The following is a 19,447-nucleotide window of genomic DNA, read 5'->3' as shown; positions in this document are numbered from 1 at the left end:
GACCCGCATGACCGACGAGACCCAAGGCGGCCCCCAGGGCTCCGGCGAGACGCCGAAGAGCAACGGCCAGGCCGAATACGGCGCCGAATCCATCAAGGTGCTCAAGGGCCTGGACGCGGTGCGCAAGCGGCCGGGCATGTATATCGGCGACACCGACGACGGCTCGGGCCTGCACCACATGGTCTATGAGGTGGTGGACAACGCCATCGACGAGACGCTGGCCGGCTACGCCAGCCGCGTGGAGGTGATCCTCAACGGCGACGGCTCGGTCACCGTGACCGACGACGGCCGGGGCATTCCCGTGGACATGCACGAGGGCGAGGGCGTCTCGGCGGCCGAGGTCATCATGACCCAGCTGCACGCCGGCGGGAAGTTCGACCAGAACAGCTACAAGGTCTCCGGCGGCCTGCACGGCGTCGGCGTCTCGGTCGTCAACGCCCTGTCCGACTGGCTGAAGCTGAAAATCTATCGCGGCGGCAAGCGCCACGAGATGGAGTTCCGCCGCGGCGACGCGGTCTCCCCGCTCGTGGTGACCGGCGATGCGCCCCTGCGCGAGAACGGCGAGCCCCTGTCGGGCACCGAGGTCACCTTCCTCCCGTCCCTCGAAACCTTCGCCTTCATCGACTTCGACCGGAAGACGCTGGAGCACCGCCTGCGCGAGCTCGCCTTCCTGAACTCCGGCGTGACCATCTGGCTGAAGGACCACCGCGACGCCGAGCCGTTCGAGGAGGTCATGTCGTACGAAGGCGGCATCGAGGCCTTCGTCCGCCACCTGGACAAGGCCAAGACCCCGCTGATCAAGGACCCCATCGTGATCCGCGGCCGCCGCGACACGGTGGAGGTGGACCTGTCGCTCTGGTGGAACGACGGCTTCCACGAGAACGTCCTCTGCTTCACCAACAACATCCCGCAGAAGGATGGCGGCACCCACCTGGCCGCCTTCCGTTCGGCGCTCACCCGCATCGTCACCGGCTATGCCGAAAGCTCCGGCGCGGCGCGGCGGGAGAAGGTCTCGCTGTCGGGCGAGGACGCGCGCGAGGGCCTGACCTGCGTGCTGTCGGTCAAGGTGCCCGACCCGAAGTTCTCGTCCCAGACCAAGGACAAGCTGGTCTCCTCCGAGGTGCGGCCGGCCGTGGAAGGCCTGGTCTCCGACGGCCTGGCCACCTGGTTCGAGGAGCACCCGAACGAAGGCCGGATGATCGTCCAGAAGATCGCCGAGGCCGCGGCCGCCCGCGAGGCGGCTCGCAAGGCCCGCGAGCTGACGCGGCGCAAGTCGGCGCTCGACATCACCTCCCTGCCCGGCAAGCTCGCCGACTGTCAGGAGAAGGACCCCGCCAAGTCCGAGCTCTTCATCGTGGAGGGCGACTCCGCCGGCGGCTCGGCCAAGCAGGCGCGCAACCGCGAGAACCAGGCCGTCCTGCCCCTGCGCGGCAAGATCCTGAACGTCGAACGGGCGCGCTTCGACAAGATGCTGTCGTCGGACCAGGTCGGCACCCTGATCACGGCGCTCGGCGCCGGCATCGGGCGTGAGGACTTCGACATCGAGAAGATCCGCTACCACAAGATCGTCATCATGACGGACGCCGACGTCGACGGCGCCCACATCCGGACCCTGCTGCTGACCTTCTTCTACCGGCAGATGCCGCAGGTGATCGAGCGCGGCTACCTCTATATCGCCCAGCCGCCGCTTTATAAGGCCACCAAGGGCAAGTCGGTCCGCTACCTCAAGGACGACTCCGAGCTCGAGACCTTCCTGATCGACGAGGGCGTGGACGGCGCGACCCTGACGCTGGATTCCGGTGAGCAGCTGGCGGGCGGCGACCTGCTGGCGCTGGTCCAGACCGCACGGGCCGCCAAGGCCAATATCGACCGCCTGTCGTCCCGCGCGCCCGCCTTCGCCATCGAGCAGGCGGCGCTGGCCGGCCTGATGGGCGAGGCCGGCGATCTGGCCAGGGCGGCCGAGCGGCTCAACCTCTACGCCGAGGAGGGCGACGGGCCCTGGACGGGCGAGACCGGGGTCAATGGCGGCTATGTCTTCAGCCGCGTGCGCCGCGGCGTCTCCGAGCGCGTGGTTCTCGACGACCTGCTGCTGCACGCCGCCGACGCCCTGCGCCTCGCCGAGCGCGCCAAGGCCATGGCGGAGACCTTCTCCGGCGCCGCCAGCTTCGTGCGCCGCGACAAGACGACGGTCGTGCGCGGGCCGCTCGACCTCTTCAACGCGGTGATGGAGGCGGGCCGCCGCGGCCTCTCCATCCAGCGCTACAAAGGCCTGGGCGAGATGAACCCGGACCAGCTGTGGGAGACCACGCTCGACACCGAGGCCCGCACCCTGCTGCAGGTGAAGGTCACCCACGGCGACGACGCCGACGACATGTTCACCCGCCTGATGGGCGATCTGGTCGAGCCGCGGCGCGAGTTCATCCAGGACAACGCCCTGGACGCCGAGGTCGACGTCTAGGCTCCCGAGCGGCTGGACTCCCGCGCCGGCCTGCCCGACCCTGCGTCCCTGAGGAAACGCACCGGGAAACGGGCAGGAGGACAGGATGGCGTTCGCGGAGTATGCGGACTACGACGGGCTGGGCCTGGCGGAGCTGATGGCCCGCGGCGAGGTCAGCCCGGCCGAGGTGCTGGAAGCGGCGATCGAACGCATCGAGCGCCATGACGGCAAGCTCAACGCCGTCGTCTACAAGGCCTATGACGAGGCGCGCGCCGCCGCCTCCGGCGACCTGCCGGACGGTCCGTTCCGGGGCGTGCCCTTCCTGATCAAGGACCTGGGCGCCCGGGTCGAGGGCTGGCCGCGCACCTCCGGCAGCCGGTTCGCCCAGGTGGCCGCCGACCCCGACGACAGCGAACTGGTCCGCCGCTACCGCGCCGCCGGCGTCGTCCTGGCCGGCAAGACCAACACGCCCGAGTTCGGCATTCCCGGGGTGACCATTTCCGAGCGGCTCGGCGTCTGTCGCAATCCCTGGAATCCGGAGCATATCTCCGGCGGCTCGTCCGGCGGCGCCGCGGCGGCTGTGGCCGCCGGCATGGTCCCGCTGGCCCACGCCAGCGACGGCCTCGGCTCCATCCGCATCCCGGCCGCCTGCTGCGGCCTGGTGGGCATGAAGATCACCCGCGACCGTACGCCGATCTGCGAGGTCTCCGACGGGGCGCTGGGCTTTTCGGTGCATCACGTGGTCAGCCGCACCGTCCGCGACAGCGCCGCCATGCTCGACGCCACGGGCTACGCCCAGATCGGCGACCCCTTCCAGGCGCCGGCCAAGGACGGCCCCTATCTCGCCGAGGTCGGGCGCAGTCCGGGACGCCTGCGCATCGCCTGGTCCACCGAAACGCCGAGCGGAAAGCCCATCCCCGAGGAGATGCAGGCGGCGGTGGAGCGCACGGCCGAGGCTCTGCGCCATCTGGGCCACGAGGTTTTCGAGCGCGGCCTCGGCGTCGACTACCGCGCCCTCTACCGCGCCCAGGGGCTGGCCAGCGCGGCCAACGCCTCGGCCAATGTCTCGCGCTGGGTCGAGGCGCTCGGCCGCGAGCCCGCCGAGGGCGAGCTCGGGCCGCTGGCCCGCCGCGCCTACGAGGCCGGCAAGCGGATCAGCGGCAACCAGGCCTTCTGGGGCTTCCAGGAACTGCGCCTGCTCAACCGCCAGATCCTGGCGGCCTTCGAGGACTTCGACGTCTTCCTCTCGCCGGTGATGAGCACGCCGGCCCCCCGCGCCGACTGGCTCGACCCGCTGATGGCCGACACGCGCGAGTTCGACAGGCGCCAGGCGGCGACCTACGGCACGACGCCGCCGGCCAACTTCACCGGCCAGCCTTCGGTCTCGCTGCCGCTGTGGATGTCGAAGGACGGCCTGCCGATCGGCATGATGTTCACCGGCCGCTTCGCCGACGAAGCCACCCTCTACCGCCTCGCCGGACAGCTCGAGACGGAGCTGCCCTGGAAGGACCGCAAGCCGCCGATCTGGAACTAGTAGACGACGCCCAGCTTGGCCATCAGCAGGGCGGCGCCCGCGAAGACCACGACGGCGGCGACTTCATACCAGGTGAACCGAGGCCCGCTCGGCGAACGCATTCTCATAATCTCCCCCCGGGATGCTGAGACTGTGACAGGAAAAGGTGACGCTGGCGCCTCAGTAGTAGGGCGCGGGCGCATTCTTCCCAGGCCAGGTGAGGTAGCCGCCGGCGTCGCGGCCGGCCGCCTCCACCCGCTGGGGCCGCGGACCGCAACAGCCGCCGCCCTGGCCGTAGCCGTAGGCGTAGCCGCTGGCGCTTTCCGAATAGCGGCTGTGCTCGCTATAGGCGCCCTGAACCTGGCCGCCGCGATAGGCATAGACCTGGGGCGGCGGCGCCGGGACGTGCCCGCCGGCGTAGCCGTGCTGGCTGTAGCCTTCCTGGGCGTAGCCCTGCTGATAGCCGTGTTCGTAGGCGCCGAAGCCCCGGGTCTGGATGTCGGGGCCCTGATAGCGACGGTAGTGGCGCTCCCCGGACGGCTCCGGCGGCCGCTCGGCATAGCGCTGCGGCGCTTCGTGGCGGACCTGTCGCCTTTGCGCCGGACGGGCCTGCGGCTTGTGGACCGCCTTCTGCGCCGCCGCCTTGGCGGGCTCGCTGGCCGGCGCGCAGGCCGTCTGGGCCGGTGGGCACTGGCAACAGCAGCAGTTGGCCTGGGCCACGGTCTGCGGCGCGCCCGCCTTGGCCGCCGGCGCTTCGGCCGCCGGTTCGGCCGACTTCTCCGCGAACTTCGGCTTCGGGGTCTGATCGCAGGCCGCAAGGCCGAGGCTCAGGACCGCGAGGGCGGGCAGGATGGACGGCAGACGCATGGCGGGCACTCCTTCGGGGCCACGCTGCGCGTTCACACCCCGTTAACGCTGTAGGATTCTCCCTGGGCGCGAAGAAAGGCCTCCACGAGCGTGTCGTATGAGGCGAACCCCTTGTAGTTGCGGAAGTCCGGGCGGGCCGTCCGCCAGGCGCGGGCGAAGGCCGCCAGGCGCTCCGGCTCTCCCGCCAGGCTCTCCAGAGGCGCGCGCCAGATGCGGATGGTGAAGAGGGCGCCGCCCGTCCGCGGCAGCCGGCGCAGGGTCTGCCGCTCGACCCGCAGGTGAAGGATGCGGCCTGCGTCCTGTGGCGGGATGTCGGCGATCCTCGCCCGGATCGGCGCCGCATGCGGGGTGAAGAGTTCGCCGGAATTCACCACCGTCCAGTTGCGCCGCTCCAGGATGAGCCCCGGCCGCAGGGCGTCGAAGATGCGCTCCACCCGCCGCAGGAACCGGCTGGAGAAGCCGTCCACGGGATCGTGCAGTTCCGCAAGGCTCTTCCCAAGGGCGTCGGCGGCGGTGAAGAAGCTCGGCGCGCAGAGCGACAGCGCGGTCAGCCGCCAGGCCCCGTCGACCTTCTCCATCAGGCAGAGATCGTCCGGAACGGCGCGGGCGGCGGCCAGCAGGGGCGGCTGTCCGTCCGTCGCCGCCGCGGCGCCGACGGCGGCGCGCACGAGTTCCAACGCCTCGGCCTGCGCGGTGCGCGAGCCCGGCCGCTCGCCCCAGACGAGTTCGGGATGACGCCTGAGCAGCCGGTCCTTCCGGCCGGCGGGCTCGGCCTCCCCGCCTTCCAGCCAGGCCGCCTCCGGGATCGGCCGCAGGCCGATGGTGAAGTCGCCGCCCGCCTCGGCCCAGGGGCTGTGCGGCAGGGCGGTCATCCCGCCGCTCGCAGGCGCTGGCCAAGGCGCCAGGCCAGCAGGGCCAGGAGAAGGCCGCCGGCGTTGGCGGCCAGGTCGCGCAGATCGCCCTGGCGGCCGAAGGGCGTCAGGGCCTGGGCGATCTCGAGCCCGCCGCTGACGGCGAGGAGGGCCACGAGCACCGGCCAGCGTCCGCCGAAGGCCGCCAGGCCCGCGAGGCCCAGGACGGCGTAGGCGATCGCGTGCTGGGCCTTGTCCCAGAAGAGGCCGGCGGTCGGCGTCGCCTCTCCCGGCGCGATGGACAGGTAGATGACGGCGGCCAGCAGCAGCACGAAGAGGCCGCGCAGGAGGCGGGGGGGAAGGGGCGAGCGAAACACCATGGCCCTAGCTTGCACGTCGCGCCCCGCCTCTCTAGCGTCGCGCCGCAAAACAGGCGTTTGAAGGAAGGTTGCGATGGCGGTCGAAGCGGTGATCTGGGACTTCGGCGGGGTCTTCACCACCTCGCCCTTCGAGGCGTTCAACCGCTACGAGATCGAGGTCGGCGCGCCCAGGGACCACATCCGCAAGGTCAATGCGACCAATCCGGACACCAACGCCTGGGCCCTGTTCGAGCGCAACGAGATCGACACCCAGGGCTTCGATGAGCTGTTCCTCAAGGAATCCACCGCCCTCGGCCATCCCATCCGCGGCGCCGACGTCCTGCCGCTGATCTCGGGCATGGTGCGGCCGCGCATGGTCGAGGCGCTGAAGCTGTGCAAGCAGCACTTCAAGGTGGGCTGCATCACCAACAACATGGTCACCCATCACAGCCCGGGCTCGGATGCGCCGCAGCGGCCCCGCGGAGCCATGGGCGAGATCATGCCCCTGTTCGACCACGTGATCGAAAGCTCCAAGGCCGGCGTGCGCAAGCCCGATCCGCGCATCTACCAGATGATGTGCGAAGCGCTCTCGGTCGAAGCCGCCGCCTGCGTCTACCTCGACGACCTGGGGGTGAACTGCAAGCCGGCGGCCCAGCTGGGCATGCGGGCCATCAAGGTGGTGGACGTGGATCAGACGCTGGCCGAACTGGCCGAGGCCACGGGCCTCGCCTTCCCCGCCACGGAGGTCGCCCAATGAGCCGGCCCCAGCGCATCGGGATCGAGGCGGCGCTGGCGCAGCTGCCGGCCTGGTCGAAGGCCGAGGGGGAGCGCGAGGCGATCGTGCGCACCTTCCGCTTCGCCGACTTCAACGCCGCCTTCGGCTTCATGGCCCGCGCGGCCCTGCTGGCCGAAAAGCTGGACCACCATCCGGAGTGGTTCAACGTCTACAATCGGGTGGAGGTGACACTGACCACCCACGACGCCGACGGCGTGACCGAGCTCGATCTGAAGATGGCCCGGTTCATGGACGAGGCGGCGACGGCGGCCGGAACCGCCGGCCAGGGTTGACGACAGGGCGCCAAGGCCCAGCGGGAGGAAGAGCAATGAACGGACGGGTCGCAGGCAAGAAGGCCTTCATCACCGGCGCGGCGCAGGGCCTGGGCGCGGCCATGGCGCGGCGCCTGGCCGAGGAGGGCGCCAAGGTCACCCTGGCCGACATCAATCTGGCCGGCGCGCAAGGCGTGGCCGAGGCGATCAACGCCGACCATGGCGACGGCACGGCCTTCGCCTTTCCGCTGGACGTGACCAAGGAAGACCAGTGGATCTATGCGCTCGAGGAGGCCGATGCGGCCATGGGCGGCATTTCGGTCCTGGTCAACAACGCCGGCATCAGCCGCGGCGGCGACATCGAGTCGCTCAGCTACGAGGACTGGAAGCTGGTGATGGAGGTCAATGTCGACTCCGTCTTCCTGGGAACCAAGCACGCGCTGAAATACATGCGCAGGAACCAGCCGGGCTCGATCATCAACGTCTCGTCCATCGCCGGCCTGATCGCGGCCCACAACAGTCCGTCCTACAACGCCTCGAAGGCGGCCGTCTGGCTGCTCTCGAAGGGGATCGGCCTGCACTGCGCCAAGCAGGGGCTCGACATCCGGTCGAACTCCATCCACCCGACCTTCATCGACACGCCCATCCTCGATCCGCTGCGCCAGCGCTTCGGCAAGGAGGAGGCCGAGGCCAAGCTCGCCCGGCAGGTGCCGCTGGGGCGCATCGGCACGCCGGCGGACATCGCCAACGCGGTCCTCTACCTGGCCTCCGACGAGAGCCGCTTCATGACCGCCGCCGAACTGAAGCTGGACGGTGGCATCTCGGCCATGTGAGGCGCCGTCAGTTGATGAGGATGGTGCCGAGCAGCAGCTTGGCGCCCGGCTTTCCCAGCACCCGGTCGGTGTCGCGCTGGAGGACGCGGGCGATGTAGTCGGCGTCGGGCAGATCGCCGGGTCCGAGGCCCGAGGCATAGATCTGCAGCGTCTGGGTGAAGGCCGCACGCAGCCGGGGCTGCGAAAGGTCGGCCAGTTCGCGCAGCTTCTCGTCCTTCACGTCGACGCCCGCCTCCACGGTCATGACGGCGCGCCGGCCGCGCGGACCGGCCACCGTCGCCGTCAGGGTGGCGAGCTGGATGAAGGAGAGGCCCCCGCCCTTCTTCTTGTCCTTTTCCGCCCCGCCGGCGGCGAGCGCCGGGGTGGCGGCGAACGCGGCCAGCAGGCCCATCAGAAGGCGGCGGCGAAGGCGCAGGTCGGCATCCATACGTGGCGGTGTGCCGCACTTATGGTTAGCGGTCTCTTTACGCGGCGCGGCGAAGACTGCGACCAAGATTCGCAACTGGTCGGAGGCCGACTTGGCCCGCTTCGCACCGCGCAACCTCGATCTCGACGACAAGGTCATCCTGGTCACCGGCGGCACCGGCTCCTTCGGCCGGCGCTTCATCGACTCGGTGCTCAGCCGCGCGCGACCGCGGAAGCTCATCGTCTACAGTCGCGACGAGCTGAAGCAGCACGAGATGCAGATCGACCTGGCCGAGCGGTTCGCGCCGGAGGTCATGTCGAGGATGCGCTTCTTCCTGGGCGATGTCCGGGACCGCGAACGCCTTACCCTCGCCCTGCGCGGCGTCGACATCGTGATCCACGCCGCGGCCCTGAAGCAGGTGCCGGCGGCGGAGTACAATCCCTCGGAGTGCATCCACACCAATGTGCTGGGGGCGGAGAACGTCGTCTGGGCCTGTCTCACCAACCGCGTGAAGCAGGTGGTGGCGCTCTCCACCGACAAGGCGTGCAATCCGGTGAACCTCTACGGGGCGACCAAGCTCGCCTCCGACAAGACCTTCGTGGCGGCCAACAACCTGGCCGGGGACATCGGGACCCGGTTCTCGGTGGTCCGCTACGGCAATGTGGCCGGTTCGCGCGGTTCGGTGGCGCCGCTCTTCCAGCGGCTGATCGCCCGCGGCGCCGGCGAGCTGCCGATCACCGACCCGCGCATGACGCGCTTCCTGATCACCCTGAACCAGGGCGTCGACTTCGTGCTCTCCTCGCTGGAGATGATGCGCGGCGGCGAGATCTTCGTGCCCAAGATCCCCTCGGCCAGGATCACCGATCTGGCCGCGGCCCTGGCGCCCCACCTGCCGCACAAGGTGATCGGCATCCGGCCGGGGGAGAAGCTGCACGAGATGATGATCTCGGCCGACGACGCGCGCTCCACGGTCGATCTCGGCGACCGCTACGCCATCGAGCCGGCCTTCGTGGAGTATCGTCGCGAGCCCTTCGCCGCGGCCCATCCGAGCGTGGCCGAGGACTTCTCCTACGCCAGCGACACCAATGACGAATGGCTGACCGGCAAGCCGCTGCTCGACCTGCTGAACGACGGCCTGCCGCAACGCCGCCGCCGGGCCACCGACTGACCATGAGCGAGCCGTTCCTGCCCTATGGCCGCCAGACCATCGAGGAGGACGACATCGCCGCGGTGGCCGACGCCCTGCGCGACGACTTCCTGACCACCGGCCCGCGGGTCGAGGCCTTCGAGGCCGCCTTCGCGGACGCCGTGGGGGCGCAGCACGCGGTCGCCTGCATCAACGGGACGGCGGCCCTTCACATGACCATGCTGGCCCTGGGGATCGGGCCGGGCGAGGCCTGCGTCGCGCCGTCGGTCACCTTCCTGGCGACGGCGAACTGCGCCCGCTATGTCGGCGCCGAGGTGGTCTTCGCCGACGTCGACCCGGCCACCGGCCTGATGACGCCCCAGACCCTCGCCGAGGCCCTGGCGCGCGCCGACCGGCCGGTGCGCGCGATCCTGCCGGTCCACCTGCGCGGCGAGGTCTGCGACCTGCCGGAGATCGCCGCCCTGGCCCGCGACGCCGGGGCGGTGGTGGTGGAGGACGCCTGCCATGCGCTGGGTTCGGAGCGACGGTTCGCGGCGGGCGACGGCCGCGTGGGCGACGGCCGCTGGTCGGCGGCGGCGGCCTTCTCGTTCCACCCCGTGAAGACCATCGCCACCGGCGAAGGCGGCATGGTGGCGACCAACGATCCGGACCTCGCCCGGCGCCTCCGCCTGGCGCGCAGCCACGGCATGGTCCGGCCGGCCGGGGCGGCGCCCTGGTGGTATGAGATGGCCGAGCCGGGCTTCAACTATCGCCTGCCCGACATCCTCTGCGCGCTCGGCCTTTCGCAGCTTCGCAAGCTGCCGCGGTTCGCGGCCGGGCGGCGGGCGCTGGCGGAGCGGTATCTGGCGAGCCTCGCCCCTCTTGCGCCGCATGTCCGCCCCGCCGCCTCGCCGGAGGGTTCGGCGGCGGTCCTGCATCTGATGACCGTGCTGATCGATTTCGAAGGCCTTGGCCGGGCCCGGGACGAGGTGGTCGAGGCCCTGCGCCGGCGGGGCGTCGGCTCCCAGGTTCACTACATCCCGGTCCACACCCAGCCCTATTATCGCGAACGCTACGGCGAGCTCCGCCTGCCGGGCGCCGAGGCCTGGTACGCTCGCGCGCTCAGCCTGCCCCTCTATCCGGCGATGACGGACGGCGATGTCGACCGCGTGGTCGAGGCGCTCACAGAGGCCCTGGGACTCTAGGCCCCGGCCGGCGGGGGCGCACCGCGGTCGGCCCTAGGCGGCCAGCCCCGCCGCCTGGATCAGGTCGCGGACCTCGGCCATCCGTTCGGGGGAGCGGGCCAGTTCGGCGCGGGTCTCGTCCATGCGGACGAGCTTCAGCGCCTCGATGCGGGCGCGGTCGGCGGCTGGCCCTGGAGGCGCAGCCTCGCCGCAGGCCAGTTTCAGAAGCAGGGTGAGCTTGTGCGCCGGCGAGGCGTTGGCCCGGGCGAGGCCCTGGGCCACCTTTGCGTCAGCCTCCACGAGCCCGCCGATGTCGCCAATCTTCAGCTGGATCGGCTTGTAGTCCTCGACCGCCAGGCCGCCGCGCGCCACCGCCCGGTGCAGCTTGGCGAGCGCCAGCAGCCGGTGGGCGGCCGAGACGCTGTCGCTCCGGGCGTCCTTTTCGAACTGCAGGGAGCCGACGACCGCCGACAGCCAACGGGCCGCCTGGCGCTTGTTGGCCCCGCCGATCACGTTCTCCACCAGCCAGACGAGGGCTTCGGCCTCTTCGACGGCGGTGCGCCCCTTGCCGAGATAGGCTTCGACGAAATCGCCGGTCACCAGCATCTTCGAGCGGTTGGCGAAGGCCGCCTGGACATCGTCGGGCGACACCAGGTCCCCGGCCGAGGCGGCCGTCAAGGCCATGGCCAGGCCGCGCAGCAGGTCGATCTCGCCGTCGGCGTCGCCGGGCTTCAGACGCCGCGGACCGTTCAGTTCCTTCATGACCCGTCGGGCGATGGCGCTGCGCACGGCGCGGAAGTCCTCGGTGGCGAGCCAGCGGCCCAGCCGCATGGCGGGCTCCGAGAGCTCCGGCATGATCTTGGCCACCGACGGCTCGACCCGGATCAGCGCCTCGACGGCCGTGCTCGCCGCCAGCCGCGTCATCGCCGCCAGACGGACGCCCAGGTCCAGATCGCGGCCGATCAAGCCTTCGAGACCGGCGGCCGAGCCGAGGATCTCGGCCAGCGGCTGTTCGATGGTCTGCAGGGCGAGGCCCCGCGGCGGCCCGGCCAGGGGCGCGGCGTCGGCCAAATCCAGCAGGCGGGAGACCTTGTCCGTCCAGTCGCGGGCCGGCGCGATGGACGCCGCCACCCCTGCGCCGAGCAGATAGGCGCGATCGGGCTGATGCGACACCCGCTCGGCCGCCGCAGCGAAGCCCTCCTTGTCGACGTCGGGCAGCCCGCCCCGGCGGGCGTCGCCCAGCAGCCGCTCGATGGCGCGCTCCACCAGTCCCTGGAAGGTGCGCATGATCTCGTGGACGGTGAGGCCACGGGCCTGCGCCTCAGGCACGGCGATCTTCTGGATCGCGTGCTGCAGTTCGACGCCGGAAGCCTCGAGCTTCTCGACCAGGTCGGCGCGGTGCAGCAGTTCGAAGGGAGTGGCCTTGTTGCGCGCCAGCCAGCCGTCCAGCAGACGGCCGATCCGCTCCCGCGCGTGAACAGTGTAGAGGTCCTGCGGCGTCACGCAGAGCGGATCGTTCCGCTCGGGCGCCTTCTTGGTCTTGATGTTGTCGGGGAGGCCGAAGGACTGGATCGTGACCGTCTGGAACTCGCGCGTTTCCAGGTCCATCGTCTCCTTGGTGACGCGGGCGGAGGCGACGCGCCGTTCGGCGATCAGCTCCTCGGCGACGGCGATCGCCTGGACGCGACTCTCCGTCGCCATCTCCAGCGTCCAGCCGGCGGCCGGCGTCTTCTTGACGAAAACCTCGTAATGCACTTGCGAGCGTTCCATTCGGCCGTCCCCCAGGACCTGTCAGAGCCTGGGGCAAGAAACTTAAGGTCCGATGACCGTTTCGGAACGCCTTATTCTGACGGGGATTTAACCTTCTTCGGGCTGAAGCCGCCACATTGAGGCCATCAGCCCAAACCACTAGCTTGCGAACACCTAGCCGAGAACTTGAGGAGTCTCGCACCAACATGGCCAAGATCACCCTGGTCGATGACGACGAGAACATCGTCACCTCGGTCAGCCTCGCCCTCGAGAGCCACGGCCATGCCGTGAAAGCCTATTATGACGGCGCTGCGGGCTTGGCGGCGCTGGAGAATGATCCGCCGGAGCTGGCCATCCTCGACGTGAAGATGCCCCGCATGGACGGCATGGAGGTCCTGCGCCGGCTGCGCCGCACCAGCGACCTGCCCGTGATCATCCTGACCTCCAAGGACGACGAGATCGACGAGATCCTCGGCTTCAACCTCGGCGCCGACGACTACATCCACAAGCCGTTCAGTCAGCGCCTGCTGCTCGAACGGGTGAAGGCCGTCCTGCGCCGCGCCGGCGCCGACGGGGCCGAGCCGCCGGCCGCGGCGGCGGCCGAAGGCGACAGCCGTCCGCTCCAGCGCGGCAAGCTGACCCTGGACCCCGCCCGGCACGACTGCCTGTGGGACGGAAAGCCGGTGAAGCTGACGGTCACCGAATTCCTGCTGTTGCAGTCGCTCGCCCAGCGCCCCGGCTTCGTGAAGAGCCGGGACAATCTGATGGATGCGGCCTACGACGATCAGGTCTATGTGGACGACCGCACGATCGACAGCCACATCAAGCGCATGCGCAAGAAATTCCGCGAGGTCGACCCGGAGTTCGACGCGATCGAAACCCTCTATGGCGTCGGATACCGCTACCGCGAGTCCTGACCGCCGCCGTCCGCGGGCGGGGGGGCTGCGCTGGCTGCCGGGCTCCCGGCTGGGCCGGCTGATCATCGTCCTCAACCTGTTCGGCCTGGCGATCCTCATCGCCGGGGCGCTCGTGCTGAACGAGCTGCGCCGGGGGCTGGTCAATGCGCGCATCGACAGCCTGACGACCCAGGGCGAACTGATCGCCACCATCATCGACCAGGCCGCCACCGTGGGCGAACCCGAGCCGATGATGGACGCCGCCTATGCGTCCGAGATCCTGCAGCTGCTGTCGAACCCGCGCTCGCAGCGCGCGCGGCTGTTCGACGCCGAGGGGCGGCTCGTCGCCGACTCCTACTGGATCGCCGATCGCGTGGAGTGGCGGACCCTGCCGCCGGCCCGGTCGCGGGACGACGGATCGGGCCTGGACCTGAGTCTCACCGGTCCGGAGGGCGAGCCGAGCGAGGGCGAGGTGGCCGCCAAGGCCCAGGCCGCCCTGCAGGCCGAGGTGGCGACCGCCCTGCGCGGCGTGCACTGGGCGGGCCTGCGCCTGGGCGCCGACGGGGAGCGGGTCGTCTCCGTCTCCATCCCGATCCAGCATGTGAAGGCGGTGCTCGGCGTGCTGACCCTGGAGGCGCGCGACGTCGACGAGATCATCGCCGCCGAACGCGCGGCGCTGCTGCCCTTCATCCTGATCGCCATCAGCGTCTCGCTGATCTCCTCCTTCCTGCTCAACCGGCTGATCGCCCATCCGGTGCGCCGGCTGGCGCGGGCGGCCGACCGCGTGCGGCTGGCCCGGGCGCGGGCGATCTCCCTGCCCGACATCTCCCGGCGCGACGACGAGCTCGGCGACCTGTCGCGCTCCCTGGAGGACATGACCCACGCCCTGTCCGAGCGGATCGACGCCATCGAGCGCTTCGCCGCCGACGTGGCGCACGAAATCCGCAATCCCCTCACCTCTCTGCGGTCAGCCGTGGAGACGCTGGGCCTCGTGCAGGACCCGGCGGCGCGCGAACGCCTGATGGCCGTCCTGCAGAACGACGTCCAGCGCCTGGACCGGCTGGTGACGGACATCTCCAACGCCTCGCGGCTGGACGCCGAACTGTCGCGCCAAGCCCCGACGCCGGTCGATCTGCGCCGCCTCGCCTCCGACGTCGTGGCGCTCTACCAGGCCACCGTCCGGCCCGGCGAACCGCGCGTGGTCCTGCAGGCGCCCGAGATGGGCGAGCCGATGCTCGTCTCCGGCCAGGAGGGGGCGCTGGGTCAGGTCCTTCGCAACCTGATCGACAATGCGCGCTCTTTCAGCGCGCCCGACGGCGAGGTGCGGCTCAGCCTGGAGCGGGCGCGGGGGCAGGTGAAGGTGATCGTCGACGACGACGGCCCAGGCGTGCCGACGGAGAACCTGGAGACCATCTTCCAGCGCTTCTACACCTCGCGCCCCAAGGGCGCGGCGTTCGGCGGCAATTCCGGCCTTGGTCTGTCCATCGTCCGCCAGATCGTCCAGGCCCATGACGGCCACGTACGGGCCGAGAACCGGCCGGGCGAGACCGAGGGGGACGTCGCTGGCGCCCGCTTCGTGGTCACCCTGCCCGAGGCCCGGCGTTGATCCTGCACGCCGGCCTGATCGCCCGTCGCGGCCCCCAGGGCTGGCGGGGCGTCCTCATCGAGGGGAGGTCCGGCGCGGGCAAGAGCGACCTGGCCCTACGGTGTCTCGATCTGGGATTCCGGCTCGTCGCCGACGACCGGGTGCTCGTCTGGTCCTCGGACGGCCGGCTCTTCGGCCGGGCGCCCGACACGCTTTCGGGCCTGATGGAGATTCGCGGGCTCGGCGTTCGCCCCGTTCCCGCCCTTCCCCTCGCCGCCATCGGCCTCGTCGTGCGGCTGGGAGAGGCCGAGCGCCTGCCGGATCGCGAAACTGTGAAGCATCTAGGGGTAGAGCTGCCCGTCCTGACGCTCGCGGGACTTGAAAGCTCGGCGCCTGTGAAACTGAGTCACGCCCTGGACCATCTTGGATGAGGGGCGGAAGGCGCGTATCACAAGCGGCCTATGGCCCGCGTCTTGCCGAGGCCAGCAGGGGATCCTCATTGAGAGCGTGGGCATGATCGGGCTCGTGATCGTCACGCACGGGCGCTTGGCCGCTGAGTTCGTGTCGGCGATGGAGCATGTGGTGGGGCCGCAGGGCGCGGTCGAGGCCATCTGCATCGGACCGGACGACGACATGGAGCGGCGGCGGCAGGACATCCTGGCCGCCTGCGCGCGCGCCGACTCCGGAGGCGGGGTCATTCTTCTGACCGACATGTTCGGCGGCACGCCCTCGAACCTGGCCATCTCGGTGATGGAGCAGACCCGCGCCGAGGTGATCGCCGGGCTGAACCTGCCCATGCTGATCAAGCTGGCCAGCGTGCGCACCCGCTGCGGCCTGGAGGACTGCGTCGCCGCCGCCCAGGAGGCGGGGCGGAAGTACATCTCCGTGGCGTCCTACGTCCTGGCGGGCGACAAGTAGGCATGGCGCGACGCGTCGTCGAGATCGTCAACAAGCGGGGCCTGCATGCGCGGGCCTCGGCCAAGTTCGTCAAGCTGGCCGCCGCCTTCGACGCCGAAGTCCAGGTGGCCAAGGACGGCCAGAGCGTCGACGCCCGCTCCATCATGGGCCTGATGATGCTGGCCGCCGGACCCGGCAGCGAGATCGAGATCACCGCCGAAGGGCCCGACGCGGAAGCCGCGACCGAGGCGCTCTGCGCCCTGGTCGCCGCCCGCTTCGACGAGGACGAGTAGGCGCGTCCGGCCTCAGGCCTTGAGGCGGTAGCCCGTCTTGAACACCCAGACGATGGCGGCCAGGCAGGCGGCCATGAAGGCGCAGGTCATGGCCAGGCTGACCCCGATGTTCACGTCCGACACCCCGTAGAAGCTCCAGCGGAAGCCGGACACCAGATAGACGACGGGGTTGAACAGGGTGATCTTCTGCCAGACCTCCGGCAGCATGCTGATCGAATAGAAGCTGCCGCCCAGGAAGGTGAGCGGGGTGACGATCAGCATCGGCACGATCTGCAGCTTCTCCCAGCCGTCGGCCCAGATGCCGATCAGGAAGCCGAACAGACTGAAGGTCACCGCCGTCAGCACCAAGAATCCGGCCATGACCAACGGGTGCTCGATCTCGTACGGCACGAAGAGCCGCGCCGTCAGCAGGATGATGGTCCCCAGGATGATCGACTTCGACGCCGCCGCCCCCACATAGCCGGCGACGATCTCGGCCACCGAGATGGGCGCCGAGAGCACCTCGTAGATGGTCCCGGAGAAGCGCGGCATGTAGATGCCGAAGGAGGCGTTGGAGATGCTCTCCGTCAGCAGGGAGAGCATGATCAGGCCGGGGATGATGAAGGCGCCGTAGCTGATGCCGTCGATCTCCACCATGCGCGAGCCGATGGCCGAGCCGAACACCACGAAATAGAGCGAGGTCGAGATCACCGGCGAGGCGATCGACTGCATGAGGGTGCGGAAGGTCCGCGCCATCTCAAAGACGTAGATGGCCTTGATCGCGTGCAGGTTCATTGGGCGCTCACCAGGCTGACGAAGATGTCCTCGAGCGAACTCTGCCGCGTCTGCAGGTCCTTGTAGTCCACACCGAGCCGGTCGAGCCGGCGCAGCAGGTCGGCGATGCCGGTGTCCTCGGCCTGGGCGTCGAAGGTGTAGACGAGCGCACGGCCCTCGTCGGCGAGCTCCAGCGGCGCGTCGGCCAGCTCCGGCGGGACGGCGGCCAGCGGGCTCTGCAGCTGCAGGGTCAGGCGCCGTTCGCCGAGCTTGCGCATGAGGACGGCCTTGTCCTCCACCAGGATGATCTCGCCCTTGCGGATGACGCCCACCCGGTCGGCCATCTCCTCGGCCTCCTCGATATAGTGGGTGGTCAGAATGATGGTGACGCCGCTTTCGCGCAGCTTGCGGACCATCTCCCACATGTCGCGGCGCAGCTCGACGTCGACGCCGGCGGTGGGCTCGTCGAGAAAGAGGATCTTGGGCTCGTGCGACAGGGCCTTGGCGATCATCACCCGGCGCTTCATGCCGCCCGACAGCGCCATGATCTTGGAGTCCTTCTTGTCCCACAGGGACAGGTCGCGGAGCACCTTCTCCAGATAGGCGGGGTTGGGCCCCTTGCCGAACAGGCCGCGGCTGAACTTCACCGTGTCCCACACCGTCTCGAAGGCGTCGGTGTTCAGCTCCTGCGGCACCAGGCCGATGGCCGAGCGGGCGGCGCGGAAGTCCCTGACGATGTCGTGGCCGTCGGCCGTGACCTCGCCCGAGGTCGGATTGACGATGCCGCAGATGATCGAGATCAGCGTCGTCTTGCCCGCCCCGTTGGGGCCGAGCAGGGCGAAGATCTCGCCCTGGCGGATCTCCAGGTCGACGCCCTTCAGCGCCTGGAATCCGCCCGCATAGGCCTTGGTCAGGCCACGCACCGAAATGATGGAACTCAACGCTTCTCCCCCGGACGCTCGAAACGTCCGTCCCAGATGGGCGCCCGACGCCACGGAAACCAGGGGCCGGTGAAGCTCGCCGCGAAAATTGTGGGCCCTGGAGGACTCAACCAGCGCTCAACCGGCGTCCCAGATCGCCGGCGCCCTCGGGCAGCGCTCAAGATCCGGATCGATGGCGAGCTCCCACCTGGCCGGCCACCGCTCGTCCAAAGCCCGGTCGGCCTGCGCCAGCAGTGGAAGGAAGCGGGCGAGCGAGGATCCCGCCGCCCAGTCCGGCGCCGGCGGCCGGGTCTCGTGATCGAAGAAGTAGACCGCCGGCTCTTCCACGCCGGGCGTGACATCGAGCCCGTAGACGCTGCCGCATCCATCGCTGAAGAGCGGGACCGCATCGGCGCACAGTAGTGAAGCCATGAAGTCATCCTCAGGCCGCCAACCGCGATAGGCGTTCCAGCGCGGCACGAAGGCCCGGAAGTCCTCGATCCGAACGATCCCCGCGCGGTAGAACTCCAGCAACGCCGGCGGCGGCGTCCGGCCCAGCAACTCACCTACATGGGCGAACGCCCCCACGGGGTCGGCGTGCGGCTTGAATTCGACGTCAACGGCCTTGAGTTGCTCGAGCGCCTCTTCGAACGACACGATCATTTTGAACCGCCTCCTGTGGGGCGAGGCCCCGGCCGGGACACACCGTTCCGCCGAACGTAGGCGTCCACCATCTTATCGATCCTAAGCTTGGCCTTCATCACTTCGGCCGGGGTGGGCTCCCGGCCTCCCAGAGATCGTTTGAACTCTGCCCAAGCCTGGGTCGCAATGTTGTGCGCGTCTTTGTCGAGGACCTTAAGATTGGCCAGGCGGTTTGGGGGAGCATTTAGCTTGATGTGCGCTCACTCAAGCGGATCGCTGTGGTGAACATCAGCGCCAAGCCGTGAAGTTGGCGTACCGTTCGTCTTGTCGATGATTGCCCGAGCGTCCTTGCGGAGGCTACTCTTTGCTCCCTGGCCAAGAGGCGAACCTACTTTCGGCCATGGCTCGACCTTCGGTAGAACAAATGGTGCTCTCGTCCCGGCGACACGGGGCAAGGTCAGCGCCGCCGCCTCCAACGCCAATGCGACCGCTACGGGCGCGAGAGCCGGAAGCGCCCAGGCCGCACCACGCGTCGCCAAGCGCTCACGCTCGGCGGCGAAAGCCTCTTGCTGGCGACGCAGATCCTCAAGGTTGACCGCCGGAGGCGCGGAGAGTTGGCCGTAACGAGCGGCGGCCGGCATTGATGCCTGACGAGCGGCGCCTCCACGTTCAGCGTCCACCTGTTCGGCTCTTCGGCGGTACCAGGCGTCGCGTTCGGTCCCCTGCAGTTCGGCGACATCAGTCAGCGTGTTTGGCATCTCTGCACCTCTGAGCGGCCGACATCGTTCCGCGCGCGAGCGCGGCGCGGTTGGTGGCCGGATTGATCGGGAGGGCGTGTGCGCCGCGGAAAGGCGAGGCGTCACACTTGCAGAAAGGCTCTCAAATATTCCGGGCGGCGCAAGAACAATGTGAGAACATTTGCCGATTCAGAACCCTAGGTGTTCTGTGCACCAACGAGAAAACCCCCGCGGTGGAGGGCCTGCGGGGGTTTTGTGGTGTTTGGGTGCGGGGACAGGATTTGAACCTGTGACCTTCAGGTTATGAGCCTGACGAGCTACCGGGCTGCTCCACCCCGCGGCAGGGTGATGT

21 protein-coding genes and 1 tRNA gene are annotated in these 19,447 nt (G+C 69.6%); 12 read left to right on the top strand and 10 right to left on the bottom strand.

Going from position 1 to position 19,447, the window contains the following annotated elements:
- Window positions 1-7: 7 nt before the first annotated feature.
- Together gyrB and H2041_RS18060 are read left to right on the top strand one after the other, a co-directional pair.
- Complete coding sequence (gene gyrB, locus H2041_RS18065) at window positions 8-2,458, top strand: DNA topoisomerase (ATP-hydrolyzing) subunit B (RefSeq protein ID WP_293415130.1); 2,451 nt, start codon at window positions 8-10, stop codon at window positions 2,456-2,458.
- A gap of 85 nt (window positions 2,459-2,543) precedes the next feature.
- Window positions 2,544-3,971 carry an amidase gene (locus H2041_RS18060; RefSeq protein WP_293415129.1) on the top strand — a complete coding sequence of 476 codons (1,428 nt, stop codon included), beginning with the start codon at window positions 2,544-2,546 and terminating at the stop codon, window positions 3,969-3,971.
- A gap of 159 nt (window positions 3,972-4,130) precedes the next feature.
- Here the strand turns inward: H2041_RS18060 and H2041_RS18055 are convergent, their stop codons facing one another.
- Genes H2041_RS18055 through H2041_RS18045 form a run of 3 tightly spaced genes read right to left on the bottom strand, consistent with a single transcriptional unit; the run spans window position 4,131 to window position 6,048 of the window.
- On the bottom strand, window positions 4,131-4,817 hold the full coding sequence (locus H2041_RS18055; protein WP_293415128.1) for a hypothetical protein: 687 nt from the start codon (window positions 4,815-4,817) through the stop codon (window positions 4,131-4,133).
- A gap of 32 nt (window positions 4,818-4,849) precedes the next feature.
- On the bottom strand, window positions 4,850-5,689 hold the full coding sequence (locus H2041_RS18050; protein WP_293415127.1) for a DUF3445 domain-containing protein: 840 nt from the start codon (window positions 5,687-5,689) through the stop codon (window positions 4,850-4,852).
- A complete protein-coding gene (locus H2041_RS18045; protein WP_293415126.1) occupies window positions 5,686-6,048 on the bottom strand; it encodes a hypothetical protein in 363 nt (120 codons plus the stop codon). The genes H2041_RS18050 and H2041_RS18045 overlap by 4 nt, the downstream gene beginning before the upstream one ends.
- A 73-nt stretch (window positions 6,049-6,121) precedes the next feature.
- Here H2041_RS18045 and H2041_RS18040 point away from each other — a divergent pair, with 73 nt between their 5' ends.
- Genes H2041_RS18040 through H2041_RS18030 form a run of 3 tightly spaced genes read left to right on the top strand, consistent with a single transcriptional unit; the run spans window position 6,122 to window position 7,907 of the window.
- Window positions 6,122-6,784 carry an HAD-IA family hydrolase gene (locus tag H2041_RS18040; RefSeq protein WP_293415125.1) on the top strand — a complete coding sequence of 221 codons (663 nt, stop codon included), beginning with the start codon at window positions 6,122-6,124 and terminating at the stop codon, window positions 6,782-6,784.
- Complete coding sequence (locus H2041_RS18035) at window positions 6,781-7,095, top strand: 4a-hydroxytetrahydrobiopterin dehydratase (protein ID WP_293415124.1); 315 nt, start codon at window positions 6,781-6,783, stop codon at window positions 7,093-7,095. Before H2041_RS18040 ends, H2041_RS18035 begins: the two co-directional genes overlap by 4 nt.
- A 35-nt stretch (window positions 7,096-7,130) precedes the next feature.
- Window positions 7,131-7,907: an SDR family oxidoreductase gene (locus H2041_RS18030; protein ID WP_293415123.1), complete on the top strand. Its 777-nt coding sequence runs from the start codon at window positions 7,131-7,133 to the stop codon at window positions 7,905-7,907.
- Window positions 7,908-7,914: 7 nt separating this feature from the next.
- Here H2041_RS18030 and H2041_RS18025 read toward each other — a convergent pair whose 3' ends face one another.
- Window positions 7,915-8,334, bottom strand: coding sequence for a hypothetical protein (locus H2041_RS18025; protein WP_293415121.1), 420 nt, complete (start codon window positions 8,332-8,334; stop codon window positions 7,915-7,917).
- Window positions 8,335-8,425: 91 nt separating this feature from the next.
- Here H2041_RS18025 and pseB point away from each other — a divergent pair, with 91 nt between their 5' ends.
- Window positions 8,426-9,481: a UDP-N-acetylglucosamine 4,6-dehydratase (inverting) gene (gene pseB / locus H2041_RS18020; protein ID WP_293415119.1), complete on the top strand. Its 1,056-nt coding sequence runs from the start codon at window positions 8,426-8,428 to the stop codon at window positions 9,479-9,481.
- Window positions 9,482-9,483: 2 nt separating this feature from the next.
- Window positions 9,484-10,644 (top strand): UDP-4-amino-4,6-dideoxy-N-acetyl-beta-L-altrosamine transaminase, encoded by a 1,161-nt coding sequence (pseC, locus tag H2041_RS18015; protein ID WP_293415117.1) that lies wholly within the window; start codon window positions 9,484-9,486, stop codon window positions 10,642-10,644.
- Window positions 10,645-10,677: 33 nt separating this feature from the next.
- Here pseC and H2041_RS18010 read toward each other — a convergent pair whose 3' ends face one another.
- Window positions 10,678-12,393 (bottom strand): hypothetical protein, encoded by a 1,716-nt coding sequence (locus H2041_RS18010; protein WP_293415114.1) that lies wholly within the window; start codon window positions 12,391-12,393, stop codon window positions 10,678-10,680.
- Between the two features lie 185 nt (window positions 12,394-12,578).
- On the opposite strand from H2041_RS18010, the gene H2041_RS18005 reads away from it, so the two are divergent.
- From H2041_RS18005 to H2041_RS17985, 5 genes are all read left to right on the top strand, one after another.
- A complete protein-coding gene (locus H2041_RS18005; RefSeq protein WP_293415112.1) occupies window positions 12,579-13,289 on the top strand; it encodes a response regulator transcription factor in 711 nt (236 codons plus the stop codon).
- A complete protein-coding gene (locus H2041_RS18000; RefSeq protein WP_293415110.1) occupies window positions 13,258-14,874 on the top strand; it encodes a stimulus-sensing domain-containing protein in 1,617 nt (538 codons plus the stop codon). The genes H2041_RS18005 and H2041_RS18000 overlap by 32 nt, the downstream gene beginning before the upstream one ends.
- Window positions 14,871-15,284: an HPr kinase/phosphorylase gene (locus H2041_RS17995; protein ID WP_293415108.1), complete on the top strand. Its 414-nt coding sequence runs from the start codon at window positions 14,871-14,873 to the stop codon at window positions 15,282-15,284. The genes H2041_RS18000 and H2041_RS17995 overlap by 4 nt, the downstream gene beginning before the upstream one ends.
- Window positions 15,285-15,366: 82 nt before the next feature.
- Window positions 15,367-15,771, top strand: a complete 405-nt coding sequence (locus H2041_RS17990; RefSeq protein ID WP_293415106.1) for a PTS sugar transporter subunit IIA — start codon at window positions 15,367-15,369, stop codon at window positions 15,769-15,771.
- Between the two features lie 2 nt (window positions 15,772-15,773).
- Complete coding sequence (locus H2041_RS17985) at window positions 15,774-16,043, top strand: HPr family phosphocarrier protein (RefSeq protein WP_293415104.1); 270 nt, start codon at window positions 15,774-15,776, stop codon at window positions 16,041-16,043.
- A gap of 12 nt (window positions 16,044-16,055) precedes the next feature.
- On the opposite strand, the gene H2041_RS17980 is transcribed toward H2041_RS17985, so the two are convergent.
- The 5 genes from H2041_RS17980 to H2041_RS17960 all read right to left on the bottom strand — a co-directional run bounded on the left by H2041_RS17980 (window position 16,056) and on the right by H2041_RS17960 (window position 19,435).
- Window positions 16,056-16,817: an ABC transporter permease gene (locus H2041_RS17980; protein WP_293415102.1), complete on the bottom strand. Its 762-nt coding sequence runs from the start codon at window positions 16,815-16,817 to the stop codon at window positions 16,056-16,058.
- Window positions 16,814-17,773 (bottom strand): ABC transporter ATP-binding protein, encoded by a 960-nt coding sequence (locus H2041_RS17975; RefSeq protein WP_293415145.1) that lies wholly within the window; start codon window positions 17,771-17,773, stop codon window positions 16,814-16,816. The genes H2041_RS17980 and H2041_RS17975 overlap by 4 nt, the downstream gene beginning before the upstream one ends.
- A gap of 81 nt (window positions 17,774-17,854) precedes the next feature.
- On the bottom strand, window positions 17,855-18,373 hold the full coding sequence (locus H2041_RS17970; protein ID WP_293415100.1) for an SMI1/KNR4 family protein: 519 nt from the start codon (window positions 18,371-18,373) through the stop codon (window positions 17,855-17,857).
- A gap of 245 nt (window positions 18,374-18,618) precedes the next feature.
- Window positions 18,619-19,116 (bottom strand): hypothetical protein, encoded by a 498-nt coding sequence (locus tag H2041_RS17965; protein ID WP_293415098.1) that lies wholly within the window; start codon window positions 19,114-19,116, stop codon window positions 18,619-18,621.
- A 242-nt stretch (window positions 19,117-19,358) separates the two neighbouring features.
- Window positions 19,359-19,435 (bottom strand) — tRNA-Met (locus H2041_RS17960).
- Window positions 19,436-19,447: the final 12 nt, after the last annotated feature.

This window comes from Phenylobacterium sp. (genome assembly GCF_013911965.1).
In the GTDB taxonomy this organism is placed as follows: Bacteria; Pseudomonadota; Alphaproteobacteria; order Caulobacterales; family Caulobacteraceae; genus Phenylobacterium.
Note: the sequence above shows the minus strand (reverse complement) of the source record. Positions and strands in the feature narration are given on the sequence as shown.